The sequence below is a fragment of the Arcticibacter sp. genome (genome assembly GCF_045629565.1).
In the GTDB taxonomy this organism is placed as follows: domain Bacteria; phylum Bacteroidota; class Bacteroidia; order Sphingobacteriales; family Sphingobacteriaceae; genus Arcticibacter.
In genome coordinates this window covers 1-15,963 of record NZ_JAZQRL010000117.1, presented here as the reverse complement: position 1 = coordinate 15,963, position 15,963 = coordinate 1, and the positions used below count along the sequence as shown (strand labels likewise).

Genomic DNA, 15,963 nt, shown 5'->3' with positions numbered 1-15,963 from the left:
GTCAATCAACTCGCTTCAATCCTCTTTTTGTTCTTCTCCGCAAACTCGCTCGGCGTTTCCTTAAACTGCTGGTAGAAACACTTCGAAAAGTAAGAATGCGAGTTAAAACCCGCCATATACCCCACTTCTGATATCGTGTATTCCTGCATTGACAGCAGCTTTGCAGCATGTTTCAAGCGGATCAACCGGATAAATTCATTAGGAACATATCCGGTAAGCGACTTCACTTTTTTGTACAGGCTCGATCGGCTCAGACCAAGTTCCTTGCCAAGTTCTTCAACAGAAAATTGCGTATCTGAAAGATGAGTCTCTATAGAACTGATCAGATTAGACATAAACTTTTTGTCCCTGCTCTCCGAAATAAACGTTTCCGCTCCTTCGAAGGGTTGCTGGGCGAATTTCTGCCTTAAGCTCAGCTGGAGATCAAGCAGGTTTTTGGTAATGAGCGACACCTGTTTCCACTTAAAAGGCTTGGAGATGTAAGCATCGGCTCCGTTCTCAAGCCCCTCAATTTCTGCCTCAGCATTCGTCTTCGCCGTAAGGAGAATTACCGGAATATGACTGTAATTAATATCTGTTTTTATGGTTCTGCAAAGCTCAAAGCCATCCATCTCCGGCATCATCACATCTGAAATAACAATATCAGGCGTATGCTTCCTCAGCTGCTCCAAACCCTCCACACCATTTTTCGCCTTAATTGCCTGATAACCCTCATTTAACAAACTTTCATAGATAAATGATCGAAGTGCTTTATCATCTTCCACGACCAGTACGGAAGGTTGATCATTCGGAGGGGTCTCTTCAGCGTCTGCGTCGGCAAACAAGTCTGCAACGTCTTTCTGCTTTAATACTAATGGAATCCTGACGGTAAAAATGGTGCGAATGCCCGAATCACTTTCAACCAACAGCTCACCACCATGTTTCTCCGTAAGCGATTTCGCCAGGGCAAGCCCTATCCCGGCTCCGCCCAGGTTACTATAGTGGTGATTATCGGATGACACTTTAAAAAACTTCGTAAAGATGTTATTTAATTGATTCTGCGGAATACCTATACCATCATCCTCAACACTTATAGCTACAAACGCATCACCTTCGCCGCTGTTATCCACCTCATGAACACGAATTTCGACCCGGCTCCTGGTAAACTTAAATGCGTTAATCAAGAGGTTGCTCAATATCTTTGTCAGCGCCTCCGGATCTGCGTAAAGCTCCAGCTTTCGTAAATCACTCTTCAATACAAAGCTGACCGTATTCTTGTAGGGTATGGAGCTAAAACGCTTATGAAGTGCGCCTACAAAAGACACCAGCTCCATTTTTTCGACATGAATCTCATAGATATCACTTTCAATTCTGCGAAAGTCGAGTAATTGATTAACCAAATTCAGGAGCCGGTCAGAATTTTCTTCCATAATTTTGAGCTGACCGGCAGTATCCGGATCTTTCTCCCGCGCGCTCATCAAACGTTCCAATGGCGCAATGATCAGCGACAGTGGCGTCCTGATTTCATGAGCCATAGCAGTAAAGAACTCAATCTTCTGCTTGTAGAAATCCTGCTCGCTTTTCGCCTTCAAGCGCTCCAGTTTTCTTTCGTTATTTTTTCTCGACCGGAGAATGCTGTATCTTCTTACGGTCAAAATTGCGGCAATCAGCAGAACAGCATAGATGATGTACGCTAAAGTCGTCTTATAAAAGGGCGGCTTAATGGTCACCTGGATACTGCTAACCGACCTTTCGCTTATTGCCCCACCTTCCATCTCTGCCACCTTAAATACATAGTCCCCCGGAGGCAGATTGGTATACGTAGCCTTGCGCTGCTGACCCACCAGGTTCCAGTCCTTATCGAAGCCCTCCATTTTATAAGCGTACCGCGCTTTTTCAGGTGCTTGATAATACAATGCAGCATACTCGAAGCTGATTACCGACTGGTCGTACCTCAGGGTTATGTGTTTAGTAAAGTTGATCGCTTGTTCAAGAGGACTGTTATCTTCTTGAACATCAACATCTTTGTTGAATAATTGAAAATTAGTAAATGTAATTACCGCCGCGTCATTACTTCTTCTGATACTATCCGGATAGAAAGCGTTGAAACCCTTTATACCTCCAAAGTAGAGTTTGCCTGAAGAACTTTTATAGTACGACTTATAATTATACTGCTGGCTTTGCAGGTTATCCCACCTCCCAAAATTCCGCTCTTTCTTTGTCTTCGGGTCGAACTCATAGATTCCGCTATTGGTGGACAACCAAAGCTTGCCTTTGTCATCTTCCACGATTCCGAAGATCACCGCGCTTTTGATCCCGTAGTCATCACCGTACACCTTAAACGTCTTCGTTTTCTTATCAAAGAGGTTCAAGCCTCCTCCATCAGTACCTACCCAAAGATTGCCTTTTCTATCATCAAAAAGAGTAATCACCTTATTGCTGCTAATGGAACCCGGCTTTTCAGAATACGAATACCTTTGAATGATCTTCGTATCAGGATCGAGGCTGAGAAGACCATTATCGTACGTAGCAATCCAGAGCAGGTTTTGTTCCGAATCCTGACAGACCTGGTATATGCACATTTTATCGAGGTTACCGCCTCTGATCCTTAAAAATTTATCCTTTTCCGGGTCATATACATTGAGGCCTGAGATGGTCGATACCCAGATACGCCCTTTACCGTCTTCATCAATCGAGTAAACACTATTGTCGCTCAAAGATGAGGGGTCTGCAGGATCGTTGGTATACCGCCTGATCTTGCCGGTACGTGGGTTATAGATATTCAGGCCGCCAGTGTACATGCCGATCCAAACATTGTTGTTCCGGTCTTCATACAGTGCATGGATGTTGTGATAAGACAATGTATCCTGGTTGGCCCGGAAAGGATATTTGTGGAATGTTTTACTGGCAGAGTCAAAGTAGCTCAGGCCTCCGTCTTCGGTGCCGATCCAGAAATTGTCCTTGCCGCTCTCTAAAAAAGCACTTACCGCGTTTCCCGACAAGGAATTCTGCCCGCCTGACGAATAATAATACTCAAATGCAGGCAGGTCCTCATTGTGGTAATTCACACCCCCAAAAAAAGTACCTGACCAAATACCGTTTTTATTGTCCTTGAAAACGGTGTATACCGCATCGTCACTGATACTGTACGGGTCGTTACTCCGATGCTGATATGCCGTGAATTTCTTCGTGGAGATATCCAATACATTAAGGCCCTTTTCGGTTGCGATATACAGCACACCCGGCTTCGGCTGAAAAATTCCCCTTACCAGATTATCACTGATTGAGTTCCCCGCCGTCCGCTTAAAAACCGTAAAAGAGTTCGAGCTGCTGTTGAAGAGATTAAGTCCGCCCGACATGGTTCCCACCCAGATTCTTCCCTCCAGGTCTTTATAAAGATCAATAACAGCGTCATGGGAAAGGCTTCCTTTCTTCCCATCCGCCCTGTACCTGTCTATCCGCGATGACCCGCTTCTTAAAACATCTATACCCTTTCCATACGTGCCCAACCAGATGTTACCATCATCATCCTCCACTATCTTTGAAACTTCATTCGATGAAAGCCGAAACGCCGAATCCTCAAATGAGCCGTAATGCTGCAATCTTCCCGTCTTGTACTGATAACGGTATGCGCCCTTCTCTTTGGTGGCAATCCAGATATCGCCATTCTTAACCCGCGTTATATCATTAATAAAAATCTTGCCCAGAGGTTCAAAGAGCTTAAACTTCTGACTTTCCAGATTAAATAGGTAGACTCCTCCGTCTGTTCCTATCCAGAAAGTCTTGCGGTCATACTTAAATATCTTACGAATAAAATTGTTGCCAATGGAGGATGGATCATCTTTATGGTGCTGATAAGATTTGAATTCATATCCGTCAAAACGGTTTAAACCGTACTTGGTTCCGAACCACATATATCCCTGCTCGTCCTGCTCTATGTCCCAGATGGTGTTTGAACATAGCCCATCTGCCACAGTGTAATTCCTGAAATGGATTTTCTGCGCGTTCAATCCACCGGCAAAGGCCAGGTAACAAAGCAGGAACAGGGCCGAAGCCCTGTTAGGAAATGTGATCATGGTTCGGATTTATCATTTAATATAAGAAATTATTCCTGGTTCAATTTACGGATAATCTCTATTTCATCATTCCTATAAGGCGTACCATCTGGATTAAAAATATCATGAAACCATTCAAGAGGCTGTGAACCATCGGGTAGTGGTGTATCCCAGGCATATATAGTATTAGATTTGCCAGCTACGAAGCCCCAGTTTACCGCCCCTATGTTTTCTTTCTTTAACATGGGCATGATATTGGCAAACCGGCTATTACGGGTTCTTGCCATATATTCGGTGCAGATCATCGGACGGCCATGAGATTTTAACAGGTCCACGACACGCTGATGCCATGCCGGATCCTCATAGTTATGGTAAGTAATGATATCTGAATTCAGCGCTTGAAACGCATTCAACTCCTCGTATTCCCATGCCCATAATCCTACGCTCAATGGCTGCGTCGGATTGACATCTCTGGCCCAGCCAAATACACTCTTGAGTAGCGGAAGAGACGTCGTGAGCTTCCCCGAATTACCCGGTTCATTATAGAGGTCCCATAGCAGTATTCGCTGATCTTTAGCGAAGTGTGTCATCACATCTTTTACGTACTTCTCCAGGGCCGGAAAATTCTGGGGATCCTTTGAAGCCGGATCGCCGGGATCTTGCACCCAGCCTGAATTATGCACTCCCGGTTTAGGTTCGGGCTGTTTGCCTTTGAAACCCTGCTTATTCCAGCAGTCGTCGAAGAAAACAAAAATAGTCTTGATCTTGTGTTGGTTAGCAATTTCCAGGTAGCGGTTCATCCGCTCCTTGAAGCCTTTCTGATCCTGCTGCCAGGCAATACTATGCAGGTAAACACGCATAGTGTTGAAACCGATCTTTTCTGCCCATCCTAACTCGCGGTCGATAGTTGCTGGATCAAATGTCTCTTCCTGCCACATTTCCAACTGGTTGATGGCTGTACTGGGCAAGAAATTTGCTCCCGAAATCCATTGATGTTGTGCATACCACTGGTTCGCCTTTTCAACACTCCAGACTTTGCCCGGGCTTGCTTTCGCTTTACTGTTCTGGGCATTTGCAGTTCCTGCAGAAAGAATAAAAAGAACGAGGAATAATTTGTATCTGAGTAATTTCATTTGTTAAATGTTAAGTTATCTAATCGAGTTTTCTGATGACGGACTTCTTAAAACCTCGCCTTCCTTTACCGGCTTACCGAAATCTGGCGTACCATCTGCATGCCAACCGAACTTCTGAGCTCGAGGAGAACGGTGTCTGCCACAACCCTGCCCGGGTTCAGAATTCGCATGATACAAAATCCAGTCCTCGGTCCCGTCGGGCGACTTAAAGAATGAATTGTGTCCCGGAGCATAAACCTTATTTTCAGGCGATTGCTTAAAAACAGGTTCCGGTTTTTTTCTCCAGGAGGAGGCTCTCATCAGGCTTTTGCCTTCCAGGGTAAGCATACCGAGCGCATAAAAATCAGTCCAGCATCCACTTGCTGAATAGATAAGAAACGTTTTACCATTCGGATTCCGGAGTATCTGAGGCCCCTCATTAACATTCACGTGCGGCGGGTTCGCCGCATCGTTAAGATCGCCATGCTTCTCCCACTCGTATAAAGGACTGGATATCTTTACCCGCTTGCCTTTTATGGTCCAGGGGTTCCTCATCTTAGCGATATAGATTTCCTGAGTATGGTTTACGTCCCCTTCCCATCCTGCCCAAACCATATACAGCTTATTCTTATGTTTAAATACCGAGCCGTCAATCGCCCATTTGTTCGTGCGGTCACCAATCTTTCCTTTCAGCACCCAGTTGCTGTTCATCGGATCGTCGGATGCATTCTCCAGCACATACATCCGGTGATTATTATTGTTCCCGTCGTCAGCTGCGAAATAGACATACCACCGGCCATCGATAAAATGAATTTCCGGCGCCCAGAGTTGTTTAGAATATAGCGTTCCCGGAGGAGGAACAAAAATTGTTTTCTTCTCCGCATCCTTTAGCTTCGCCAGGTTATCCGTTTTCCAGATGACGATGCTGTCCTGAATGGTATGTGTATAGTAATAGAAGCCATCCTTGTGTATGCTCCATGGATCGGCGCCCGAAGGAAGCAAAGGATTAGTAAATGTCTGTCCGAAGGAGACCCCCCAAACAAAACTGAGTGTCCAGATTAATAAAGTTAGTTTTCTTCTCATTGTATTCATTATTCGCCCGAAGGCACCGTTATTTTTAAACCCGCAGCCACAGGCTCACCGAAGTTTGGCGACCCATCAGGCTGAAATGTCATTTTTTGCATCCGGATATTCCTTTTCCCGCCGCAGCCCTCTCCCCTATTGGAGTTAGCATGGTAAATTAGCCAGGTTTCTTTCCCATCAGGAGATTTAAAAAAGGAATTATGACCAGGACCGTAGGCATTACTGCTGGGTTTGGAAGTAAAAACAGGGCTGCCACGTTTCTCCCAACTGGAAGTACTCATGGGATCGCTTCCCGGCTTCAGCGTCAGCAGACCCAAAGCATAGTCATCAGTACCACAATAACTTGCCGAATAGATCAGATAATAATTTCCTTGTTCATTTCTTAAAATTTGCGGTGCCTCGTTAACCGGAAATCCGTTTCGTTCCCATCCGAGAGTCGGCTGACTAAGTACGCTAACCGGTCCCTCCAGCGTCCAGGGATTGCTCATTTGTGAAATATAAATCATTTGAGTAAGATCTGCGTTGGTTTTATCAGGTCTGCCGCACCAAATCAGATACCGGTTGCCGTTATATTCCATCACCGTTGCGTCTATCGCCCAGAAATCAGCATTTGCATTATAGATCTTGCCTTTTTCTACCCAGGTACCGGTAGTAGGGTCGGCGCTTTCATTCTCCAGAACCCATGTGCGCTGACTCAAATCTGTCCCATCTCCTGCAGTAAAATAAATATACCACTTGTTGTCAAGAAAGAACAGCTCGGGAGCCCAGACATTTTTCGAGTTAGGAGCATTGGCCACAGGTGTGTAAACGACCTTTGAAGTAGCCGTAGCCAAACTTGACATCGCTTCCGTCTTCCAGAGTCTGATGTCGTTACCGGTTGTCTGCAGGTAAAAATAGGTGCCGTTTCGCTGGTATACCGATGGGTCTGCCCCTGACATAACCGGATTGGCGAATGTCCCGACGGCAGAGGGCGGAACGACAACTTCTGTATCGGTATCACCCGAACCTTTGCAGGTAATACTCGAGACGGCCAACCAGAGAAACAGGTATCTGATAAAGATCCTGTTGAGGTGCTGTCTTTCTTTTTTTTGGATAATATTCATAATGATCTATGTTCAAATCCGGGGAAGGCGATTTAAAAAAACCGTCCTTCCCCGTTCTATTTTCTAAAAGCCTGAATTTTGTGTCAGATTCGGATTTAAATCTATATCTCGTTGTGGAATAGGATAATATTCATTTTTGCCTGGAATGAAACCTTCAAATTCAGGATCCCGATTTGCCAGGGCAGGACTTAGATCTCCCCAGCGCAGCAGGTCAGCCCACCGCCATCCTTCACCAGCAAGCTCCACAATCCGCTCGTGTTTCAGCTGGTTCAAAAACTGCTCCTGGTTGAGTCCCGGCCTTGCCGAAGTCAGCGTCGGCAATCCTGCCCTCACACGAACTTCATCAACATATGGATAGGCTTCCTCAGTACGGCTGAGTCCGTTCAGACATTCTGCATACATGAGTAATACATCCGCGTACCTAATGATCCGATAATTGTTTGGGGAGCGAAATCCTTCCTCGTTCTTCCAATGATCGTTCAACAGCTTTCTGAACCAAACCCCATTGGCATTTGGTCCGTTGCCATATCGGGAAGCGAACGTTTGTCCGTAAACCATAGAAAATTCGGGTCCCCGGGGATCCATATTGTTGAATATAAACGAGGCAGCAAGCCTTGGATCGCGTGCACCGGTAGTAGTAGATTCCTGAAGGAACTCGTCAATCAACCACCGACGGGCTGCACCATCATTGAATCCTACTGCCGGCGGACCAAAGAACTGTGCGATAGAAGTACCTGTATTGTTTACCCTTGACTCATCTACATCGTCGTCTGTGTTTTCTGCTTGATTCTCATTGAACTGGATCTCGAATACCGATTCACTGTTATTTTCTTTAGTAACAATGAAATTATCACGATAATCGGCAGTGAGTGCATATAGCTGTCTGCCCGGACCGGTTACCAGCCAGCTGAAAGCATCCAGCGCCAATTGATAATTTCGCTGCTGCAAATGAGTCTTTCCAAGAAGTGCATAAGCAGCACCTCTGGTGGCCCTCCCGAGGTCTGTACCGGTATACCGCTCCGGAAGATCGGGAATAGCCTCATTGAGATCTTGAGCCACCTGGGCGTATGCTTCCTGAGTGGTGGCATTTGCAGGCTTATCTGTCGTCTGGGAAGGCGTTAATTGAAGCGGTGGCCTTCCGTAGTATAGCGTCAGGTTGAAATAGAACAATGCTCTGAGGAACTTTGCTTCAGCAATTATGCGCCTCTTGAGGGTCTCATCCATTTGTATTCCCGGAACGTTTGCGATAACCTGATTTGCTCTGAAAACACCAACAAATAAGGTTTCCCAGGTGAGGGCTGTCAAACCTTCGTTGTAGTTCGTCTGATTAAACCTCATCAAATTATTCAGTCCGCCATCTCCCCCTGAACCAAAGCCTTCATCTGACTTCAAAATTCCATGATAATAGATCCATCTTGAATAAAGAGCTGGTGTGCGATAGAACGTTCCATAAGCCGCATTAATTCCTTTTACAGCGTCGTCTGAACTCTTCCAGAAGCTCTCTATAGTTGGTGCATTAGGATTTGCGGCGTCAAAGTCCCGCTTACAACCTGCGCTAAGCACAAGTAGTATCGAAAATGTGATTATAATGTGTTTCATGTGATCTGCGTTTAAATTAAAAACCTACACTTAGTCCGAAAGAAATAATTCTCGATGATGGATAGTTTCCGTTATCCACACCCGGTTCAAGGGTTGTATTAGCACCGACCACGTCAGGATCCAGCCCAGTGTATTTAGTGAAAGTGACCAGGTTCTGGCCGTTTACATATATTCTGGCATTACTTAAGCCTGATCTTCCCAACAGTCTTTCCGGAATATTGTATCCGATTTCCACATTTCTCAGGCGCAGAAATGATCCGTCTTCTATCCAGCGGTCTGAGTTGGCCCTGGCGTTTTCATTAATTCCCCGGTTCTGGACACCGGCCGCAAACTGATAACCGAGGCGTGGAAAGTCCGTATTCGTATTAGTTGGAGTCCACGGATTAATGTCACGCCTGTAATTCGAGTTTCCATAACTGTCGAGTTCTCTCCTGACGTCATTATAGAGTTTATGACCGAAAGCGCCATACCACTGCATAGAAAAATTAAAGTTCTTATATGCTGAGTTGAAGATAAGACCTGTTGTAAACTTAGGCCATGGACTACCGGCATATTGTCTGTCGAAATCGTTAATATCATCGTTTGTACCATCGTCTACCAGGTTCACATACCTGACGTCTCCCGGTTGCGCATACGCTTGTTGCGCCCTATGCGCCGCAATCTCCTCCTGACTCTGGAAAAGACCATCCGTTTTCAGCACATAGTATTCGCCGATGGAGCGACCCACTTCTGTACGCGTGTTTCCGGAGGTAATATATTCTCGCGGAGCCCCCGTATCCGGATCGATCCCCAGGTTTCCGAAGCCCAGCACTTTATTTCTGATCACGCTGACATTAGCAGACAGATCCCACTTAAAAGCCTGGTTGCCGGGCTTCGGCCGGTAACCCACTTCAAGTTCCAAACCCTTATTCTCGATCGAGCCGATGTTTACGATCGGATCTCCCTGCAGATTTCCAAGGTAGTATGGCAGGGGCTGCCCCGTAAGCACATCTCTGGACTCAGACCTGAACGCGTCAATTGCGATATTCAGACGGTTGCCGAAGAGCGCCGCATCAAGCCCTAAGTTGGTTGTTTCTTTCTCTTCCCAGCGCAATTCCTCGAAGACTAACCTGGCTTGTGTTGCTCCGGGGAAAACCTGTTGGTCAGGTCCAAACACAACGCTTGGCGCCTGGTTCAGAAACGGCGTAAACTGGTATTCGCTAAGCGTATTCACACCGAGAACGCCCCACGAGCCGCGGATTTTCAGATCTGAGACCCAATCTACATCAAAGAACTCTTCCTCCGACAGCCTCCACGCAAGCGCTACAGACGGAAAGGTTCCGGTGCGGTACTTTGGAGAAAACCGTGAGTCTTTATCCGTCCTGAACGTCAATGATGCCAGATAACGATCGTTATATGTATAATTCAGTCGTCCGAGATAGGAAGTCAGCAATGCTTTATATAAGGTTCCTGAGGAAAACCTGTCACCCGGATTACCGCTGGTTGATGACAGGGTTGTATAATAATTTCCGCCAAACTGGGCGAGGCGGACACCTGAACCAAGTGTATTGTCGCGCTGGGTGGTCTGTTCTGTATATCCGATAACCCCGTTCAGGCTATGCTTGTCAAATTTGAAGTTATAGTTCAGTGTATGCTCAAACAGGTAGCTCAGATATTGTGAGCGGTTGTCGGTAAGCTGGCTAAGGTCAGGCGACTGGTTCTGGTACCAGGAACCCTCCCGTCTTACGGTCTTGGACTTATCAAAGCTGCTCTCTACACCTGCGTTAAACTTGTAATTCAAGCCGTCCATGATCCTGAAGTCGAGAAACGCATTCCCCAGAATCTTAACAAAGTTAGACCTGACGGAAGTAATGTCGGCGATTGCTACATGATTCCTCGAGAAGTCGTTAATAAACTCGTTGGATCCGTATCCCCAACCTCCCGGGTTGCTCGTGCTGATCAAAGAACTGTTCCTGACAGGGATAGCCGGCACAGCCGTCCACATATCATACCAGGGGTTGCCTACAGCGAACCCTTCCTGAACAGGGTTTTTAAGCGTTGAAGTGGATATAGCCAGGTTCTCTCCGAATTTAAAACGGCCCTTTGTCGATTCAGTGTTCACCCGTAAAGATGCCCGGTCGAATCCCCGCGCAATGAGAGTTCCTTCATCTTTAAAATATCCGGCGGATACAAGATAACTAGACGTGTTGCTTCCCCCAGATATACTTGCGTTATAATCCTGAACGGAGCCGGTACGCAACAACTCATCCGACCAGTTGGTATTTACAGATCCGTCATAATTGGCAATACCAGGCTGCGGCGCGATATTGGAGTTTGCATAGGCTAGTCTGTTTGTTTCCACATACTCCGCCGCTGACATCATGTCGTACTTCTTAGGAATCTGAGAGATGCTGTACCGGGACGTAACGGAAATCTTTGGCGCTCCCTCTCTCCCTTTTTTAGTCGTGATAAGCACAACCCCATTCGCCGCTCTCGATCCGTAGATAGCTGCAGCAGAAGCGTCCTTTAAGATTTGAATTGACTCGATATCGTTTGGATTAACCGTTGTGTTAGGATCCGCAAACATCCCGTCTATTACATAGAGCGGACTTGAAGTACCAAACGTTCCCAAGCCGCGTATATTGACCACAGCCTCCTGTCCGGGTGCTCCACCGTTTCTCACGGAAACCCCTGCCGACATACCCTGCAAGGCTTCAGGCATGGATCTGCTTACCACACGCTCCGTATTCTCTGTATTCACAACGCCGGTAGCACCGGTAAGATCGCGGCGTCTTACAGACTGGTACCCGATCACGACAACTTCATCAAGTGAATTAGATGCAGGAACAAGCGTAACGCTTATCTGGGTTCTTCCTCCTACGTTGACTTCCTGTGTAGAAAAGCCAATATAGGAAAACACGAGAACCGCGTCCTCCGCAACGGTTAATGAAAAATTACCGTTAACATCCGTTACAGCTCCTACACCCGTACCTTTAACAGCTATGCTGACTCCGGGAAGTGATTCACCGTCATCGGCTTTGACTGTTCCTCTCACAACGATGTCGGCTTGATTGGCTTCTAAATGCGAAGACGCATTCACAAGTCCATAATAAAAGATAAAAAAGACCGAAAGAAGCGGTATCCTATACACGCTCAGAACTTGGGTCATCAGGTCTGATAGTAAGTTTTTGTGTTTCATAAGCTTTGGTTAGTTCTTCTTAGGCATTACGCTATACAAGTTTATAGAAAGCGCATTTCAACGATTATAACATTTGGATATTAAGCTGTAAAAATTGATTCGTATAGCTAATGAAAGCGCTCAGACTGTGGTTTATAGGTCATTGTTCGTAAATATCTGCCAACCTGTGATATGGAAAAAAAGCGAATTGATAAGACCGGTGGCCGTGTAGCAGGCACTTAACCAATCGCGATCGCCAACAAACTATTGCAATGAAGTTTTGCTGGTCCAGATTTTTCTTAGCAATTTCACCATCGGTACCAGACACGCAGGGTATCAGCAAATCAAAGGACAACATGGAACTAGGCTTAATTACGTTCGCGGATATGCAACCTGAGAAGCTGTCAGGAGGCTCAGTAAACGCACACCAGCGAATAAAAGATTTACTGGAAGAAATTAGGCTGGCAGATGAATTGGGCTTAGACGTATTCGGCATAGGAGAACATCACCGACCGGATTATGCAGTATCAGCACCGGCGGTAGTGCTTGCTGCTGCCGCTGCGGTCACCAAAAACATCAGGCTGGCGAGCGCCGTAACCGTCCTGAGTTCAGATGATCCGGTACGGGTGTATCAGGACTTTGCGACCCTTGACCTTTTGTCTGACGGCAGGGCAGAAATTATGGCAGGCAGGGGATCATTCATTGAGTCCTTTCCTTTATTCGGCTATGACCTGAACGATTACAATGATCTCTTTACCGAAAAGCTCGAGTTACTGTTAAAGATCAACGCAAGTGAAACGGTATCCTGGGAAGGAAGGCATCGAACGTCTATCAATAATCTCGGTGTATACCCAAGGGCCAAACAAGAGGCTCTTCCCATATGGCTTGCTGCAGGAGGAACACCAGCATCTGCTGTACGTGCTGCCACACTTGGCATGCCGCTGATGCTTGCCATTATCGGCGGGCGACCAGAGCAGTTCGTGCCCTTTGTCAAACTTTACCGGGATACCGCAATCAAAATGGGAAGGGACATCAGTAAGCTTCAGATAGGAATAAACAATCATGTGTACATTGGAGAGGACTCTCAGAAAGCCGGGGATAGCTTCTATCCATATTATGCGGCAATGATGAACAGGGTCGGCCGTGACCGTGGATGGCCTCCTCTGTCACGGCAGCAGTTCGACTATTCCAGATCTGCTGAGGGTGCTCTAATGGTCGGAAGCGTACAGCAGGTTATCGATAAGATATTATATGAGCATGAACTATTCGGAAACACCCGCTTTCTTGCACAGGCAAGTGTAGGCAACGTTCCACATAGGATGACAATGAAGTCAATTGAACTTTTCGGCACGCAGGTAGCACCGGCAGTCAGAAAGGCAATTTCCGCAAATGGTGGACGGGAAAAATGATGGAGTTATTGATTCCAATCCTGCATCATTAGAGAACTGACAATTTTTTGGCGCTTTTCCCGCTTATTTGATACAATTCAGGCCCTTAGAAAAAAAAATAATCATTTACCTTTGCTTCCCGGGATTACAGACCTGTCCGTTTCCCCTCCTTTAAAAACTTTTTATTTAATAATCACCTCAAACACTTTAATAACGTATGGATGTATTGATTCAAGAATTTATGAAGAAAATCGAATTACGAAACGCTAACGAACCCGAGTTTTTGCAGTCGGTATTCGAAGTGGCGGAATCGATAATTCCATTTGCTGAGGAACATCCAAAATACAAAAAACACAAAATTCTTGAACGAATAGCAGAACCGGAAAGAGCGATCATCTTCCGCGTACCCTGGCTTAATGATCAGGGTGAAGTGGAAATAAATCGCGGATTCAGAGTCCAGATGAACAGCGCTATTGGACCCTATAAAGGAGGACTTCGTTTCCACCCATCGGTGAACCTGGGCGTATTGAAGTTCCTCGCCTTCGAGCAGGTATTCAAAAATAGCCTTACAGGTCTTCCTATGGGAGGCGGAAAAGGAGGATCCGATTTCAATCCTCGAGATAAGTCAGACAACGAAGTGATGAAGTTTTGCCAAAGCTTCATGACCGAGCTATACCGCCATGTTGGTCCGGATATTGATGTTCCCGCAGGTGATATAGGTGTAGGTGCACGTGAAATTGGTTTCATGTTTGGCCAGTACAAGCGTATAAAGGGCGAATTCACCGGTGTATTGACCGGTAAGGGACATGAATGGGGTGGCAGTCTCATCCGCCCGGAAGCAACAGGTTACGGTGTTGTTTACTTTGCGCAGCAGATGCTCCATACCAGAGGCGACTCGATGGAAGGAAAGACCGTTATCATCTCAGGATCAGGAAACGTAGCACAATATACTGCTGAGAAATGTATTGAAGTAGGTGCCACGGTGCTGACCATGTCTGACTCAGAAGGATACATCTACGATCCGGCAGGTATTGATAAGGCAAAACTTGCATACATCATGGAGTTGAAAAATACGAGAAGAGGCCGGATCAGAGAATATGCCCTTAAGTACGGATGCGAGTTTTTTGAAGGTCAGAAACCATGGAATGTAAAATGTGATGTAGCATTCCCTAATGCTACGCAAAATGAACTTGATGGTGTAGATGCTCAAACTTTGGTAGATAATGGCTGCTTCTGTGTAGCAGAGGGCGCCAATATGCCGTCTACTCCGGAGGCTATCCACGTGTTCGAACAAGCGAGGATCTTGTACGCTCCAGGAAAGGCTGCGAACGCGGGCGGTGTTGCTGTTTCAGGATTAGAAATGTCGCAAAACTCCTTGCGTTACTCATGGAGCCGCGAAAAGATTGACAGCAAACTAAAGCTCATCATCGAGCAGATCCACCATGTATGTGTGAAATACGGCCGTGTAGACAAAGATTATATCAATTACGAGAAAGGCGCAAACATTGCTGGCTTTGTTAAAGTTGCTGATGCTATGATTGCCCAGGGAGTGGTATAACTTCAAATACTTAACATAAACGTTATTGGGGCTGTATCTGATGAAGGTATAGCCCCTTCTTTTGTAAAAGGAAATAATCTACGGTTTAGAAGAAAACGATACGCGCTTCCCTATCGGGAACCCGGCCTGGCCGCCCTTGTCTGCTGTTCGCTTCCTGGTAGTCTTTGCCTGCGTTTTTGTTGTTGCCGTTGGTGCTGTCTCTTTCCGTTGTTTCCAGTCCCTCAGCAGCCTGTTGCCTTCATAACACATTATACTAAAGGACGCTGCCCGTGTTTGCTGTTCTTCGTTAAGTTCCATGTTCACCGGCCCCGAAGGGTACGCTCCCGCTTCTTCAGCCGCGAAAGCAGCGATAATCCCGCAGGGACTGAATGCCTTGCTGTTCAGCAGTACATAGCCTTCCTCCATCCGCGTTTCGCTGTAAGCCAGCAGTGATACGCTCAGCATCAGGAGCTGGTCTGCTTCAGCCTGGGCGTCGAAGCGGATCTCCTGCGCCTCCAGCTGTCCGTATTTGCGCAGCTCCACATCCCTGACTTCCAGGTATTCGAAGTACTCCTTGCGGAAGTTGAAGCCGATCAGGCTATACCGGATGCGGTACTTGCTCACGGCCTTGCTGATGCCTGGCGGTACCCGAAGGTCCGTTTTGGCGTTCTAGGCCCCCATGAAAACACTGATCCGGCCCTCCTGGTCCCGCTCCACCCGCTGGCTGACCTGCAGGACCTCGCTGATCCGGCTGTGGATATGGAAGTCCATCCCGATGATGCTCTCCAGGTCCGCATCGTGCAGGTCTCGATGGCCCACGCTGCCTGTCAGGCTGCCCCGGATGCTGCGGTACACCGCCTGGGTGCAGCGGGCCGCCGCCGCCCCGTCGCGGTGCACATAGGCCGGCTCGAAAGCCTGGCGGATCACCGCCGCCGTGGTGCTGGAAAGAC

At 46.8% G+C, this 15,963-nt stretch carries 9 protein-coding genes and 1 pseudogene; 2 read left to right on the top strand and 8 right to left on the bottom strand.

The genetic code is table 11. The features are described 5' to 3' along the window. Positions 1-5: 5 nt before the first annotated feature. From ACKI5J_RS16220 to ACKI5J_RS16195, 6 genes are all read right to left on the bottom strand, one after another. On the bottom strand, positions 6-4,055 hold the full coding sequence (locus tag ACKI5J_RS16220; protein ID WP_407430534.1) for a two-component regulator propeller domain-containing protein: 4,050 nt from the start codon (positions 4,053-4,055) through the stop codon (positions 6-8). Between the two features lie 29 nt (positions 4,056-4,084). Then, complete coding sequence (locus tag ACKI5J_RS16215; protein WP_407430533.1) at positions 4,085-5,167, bottom strand: glycoside hydrolase family 2 TIM barrel-domain containing protein; 1,083 nt, start codon at positions 5,165-5,167, stop codon at positions 4,085-4,087. A 15-nt stretch (positions 5,168-5,182) separates the two neighbouring features. Next, positions 5,183-6,229 (bottom strand): family 43 glycosylhydrolase, encoded by a 1,047-nt coding sequence (locus ACKI5J_RS16210; protein ID WP_407430532.1) that lies wholly within the window; start codon positions 6,227-6,229, stop codon positions 5,183-5,185. An 8-nt stretch (positions 6,230-6,237) separates the two neighbouring features. Then, positions 6,238-7,332: a family 43 glycosylhydrolase gene (locus ACKI5J_RS16205; RefSeq protein WP_407430531.1), complete on the bottom strand. Its 1,095-nt coding sequence runs from the start codon at positions 7,330-7,332 to the stop codon at positions 6,238-6,240. Between the two features lie 63 nt (positions 7,333-7,395). Next, entirely contained in the window at positions 7,396-8,931 is a 1,536-nt protein-coding gene (locus ACKI5J_RS16200) for a RagB/SusD family nutrient uptake outer membrane protein (RefSeq protein WP_407430530.1), read from the bottom strand. 16 nt (positions 8,932-8,947) lie between these two features. After that, the gene (locus ACKI5J_RS16195; protein WP_407430529.1) at positions 8,948-12,109 is read right to left on the bottom strand and encodes a SusC/RagA family TonB-linked outer membrane protein; all 3,162 of its coding nucleotides are present in this window, start codon (positions 12,107-12,109) and stop codon (positions 8,948-8,950) included. A 335-nt stretch (positions 12,110-12,444) separates the two neighbouring features. Between ACKI5J_RS16195 and ACKI5J_RS16190 the strand changes: the two genes are divergently transcribed. After that, entirely contained in the window at positions 12,445-13,497 is a 1,053-nt protein-coding gene (locus ACKI5J_RS16190; protein ID WP_407430528.1) for an LLM class flavin-dependent oxidoreductase, read from the top strand. Positions 13,498-13,693: 196 nt separating this feature from the next. Further along, entirely contained in the window at positions 13,694-15,034 is a 1,341-nt protein-coding gene (gene gdhA, locus ACKI5J_RS16185; RefSeq protein ID WP_407430527.1) for an NADP-specific glutamate dehydrogenase, read from the top strand. Positions 15,035-15,112: 78 nt separating this feature from the next. On the opposite strand, the gene ACKI5J_RS16180 is transcribed toward gdhA, so the two are convergent. Both ACKI5J_RS16180 and ACKI5J_RS16175 read right to left on the bottom strand, forming a co-directional pair. Next, the gene (locus ACKI5J_RS16180; protein WP_407430526.1) at positions 15,113-15,637 is read right to left on the bottom strand and encodes a hypothetical protein; all 525 of its coding nucleotides are present in this window, start codon (positions 15,635-15,637) and stop codon (positions 15,113-15,115) included. 45 nt (positions 15,638-15,682) lie between these two features. Continuing rightward, a pseudogene (locus ACKI5J_RS16175) lies at positions 15,683-15,963 on the bottom strand (hypothetical protein); the annotation flags it as partial.

Coding starts and splice junctions, on each gene's coding strand:
- ACKI5J_RS16220 (WP_407430534.1), bottom strand. CDS start 4,055: ATGATCACATTTCCTAACAGGGCTTCGGCCCTGTTCCTGCTTTGTTAC.
- ACKI5J_RS16215 (WP_407430533.1), bottom strand. CDS start 5,167: ATGAAATTACTCAGATACAAATTATTCCTCGTTCTTTTTATTCTTTCT.
- ACKI5J_RS16210 (WP_407430532.1), bottom strand. CDS start 6,229: ATGAGAAGAAAACTAACTTTATTAATCTGGACACTCAGTTTTGTTTGG.
- ACKI5J_RS16205 (WP_407430531.1), bottom strand. CDS start 7,332: ATGAATATTATCCAAAAAAAAGAAAGACAGCACCTCAACAGGATCTTT.
- ACKI5J_RS16200 (WP_407430530.1), bottom strand. CDS start 8,931: ATGAAACACATTATAATCACATTTTCGATACTACTTGTGCTTAGCGCA.
- ACKI5J_RS16195 (WP_407430529.1), bottom strand. CDS start 12,109: ATGAAACACAAAAACTTACTATCAGACCTGATGACCCAAGTTCTGAGC.
- ACKI5J_RS16190 (WP_407430528.1), top strand. CDS start 12,445: ATGGAACTAGGCTTAATTACGTTCGCGGATATGCAACCTGAGAAGCTG.
- gdhA (WP_407430527.1), top strand. CDS start 13,694: ATGGATGTATTGATTCAAGAATTTATGAAGAAAATCGAATTACGAAAC.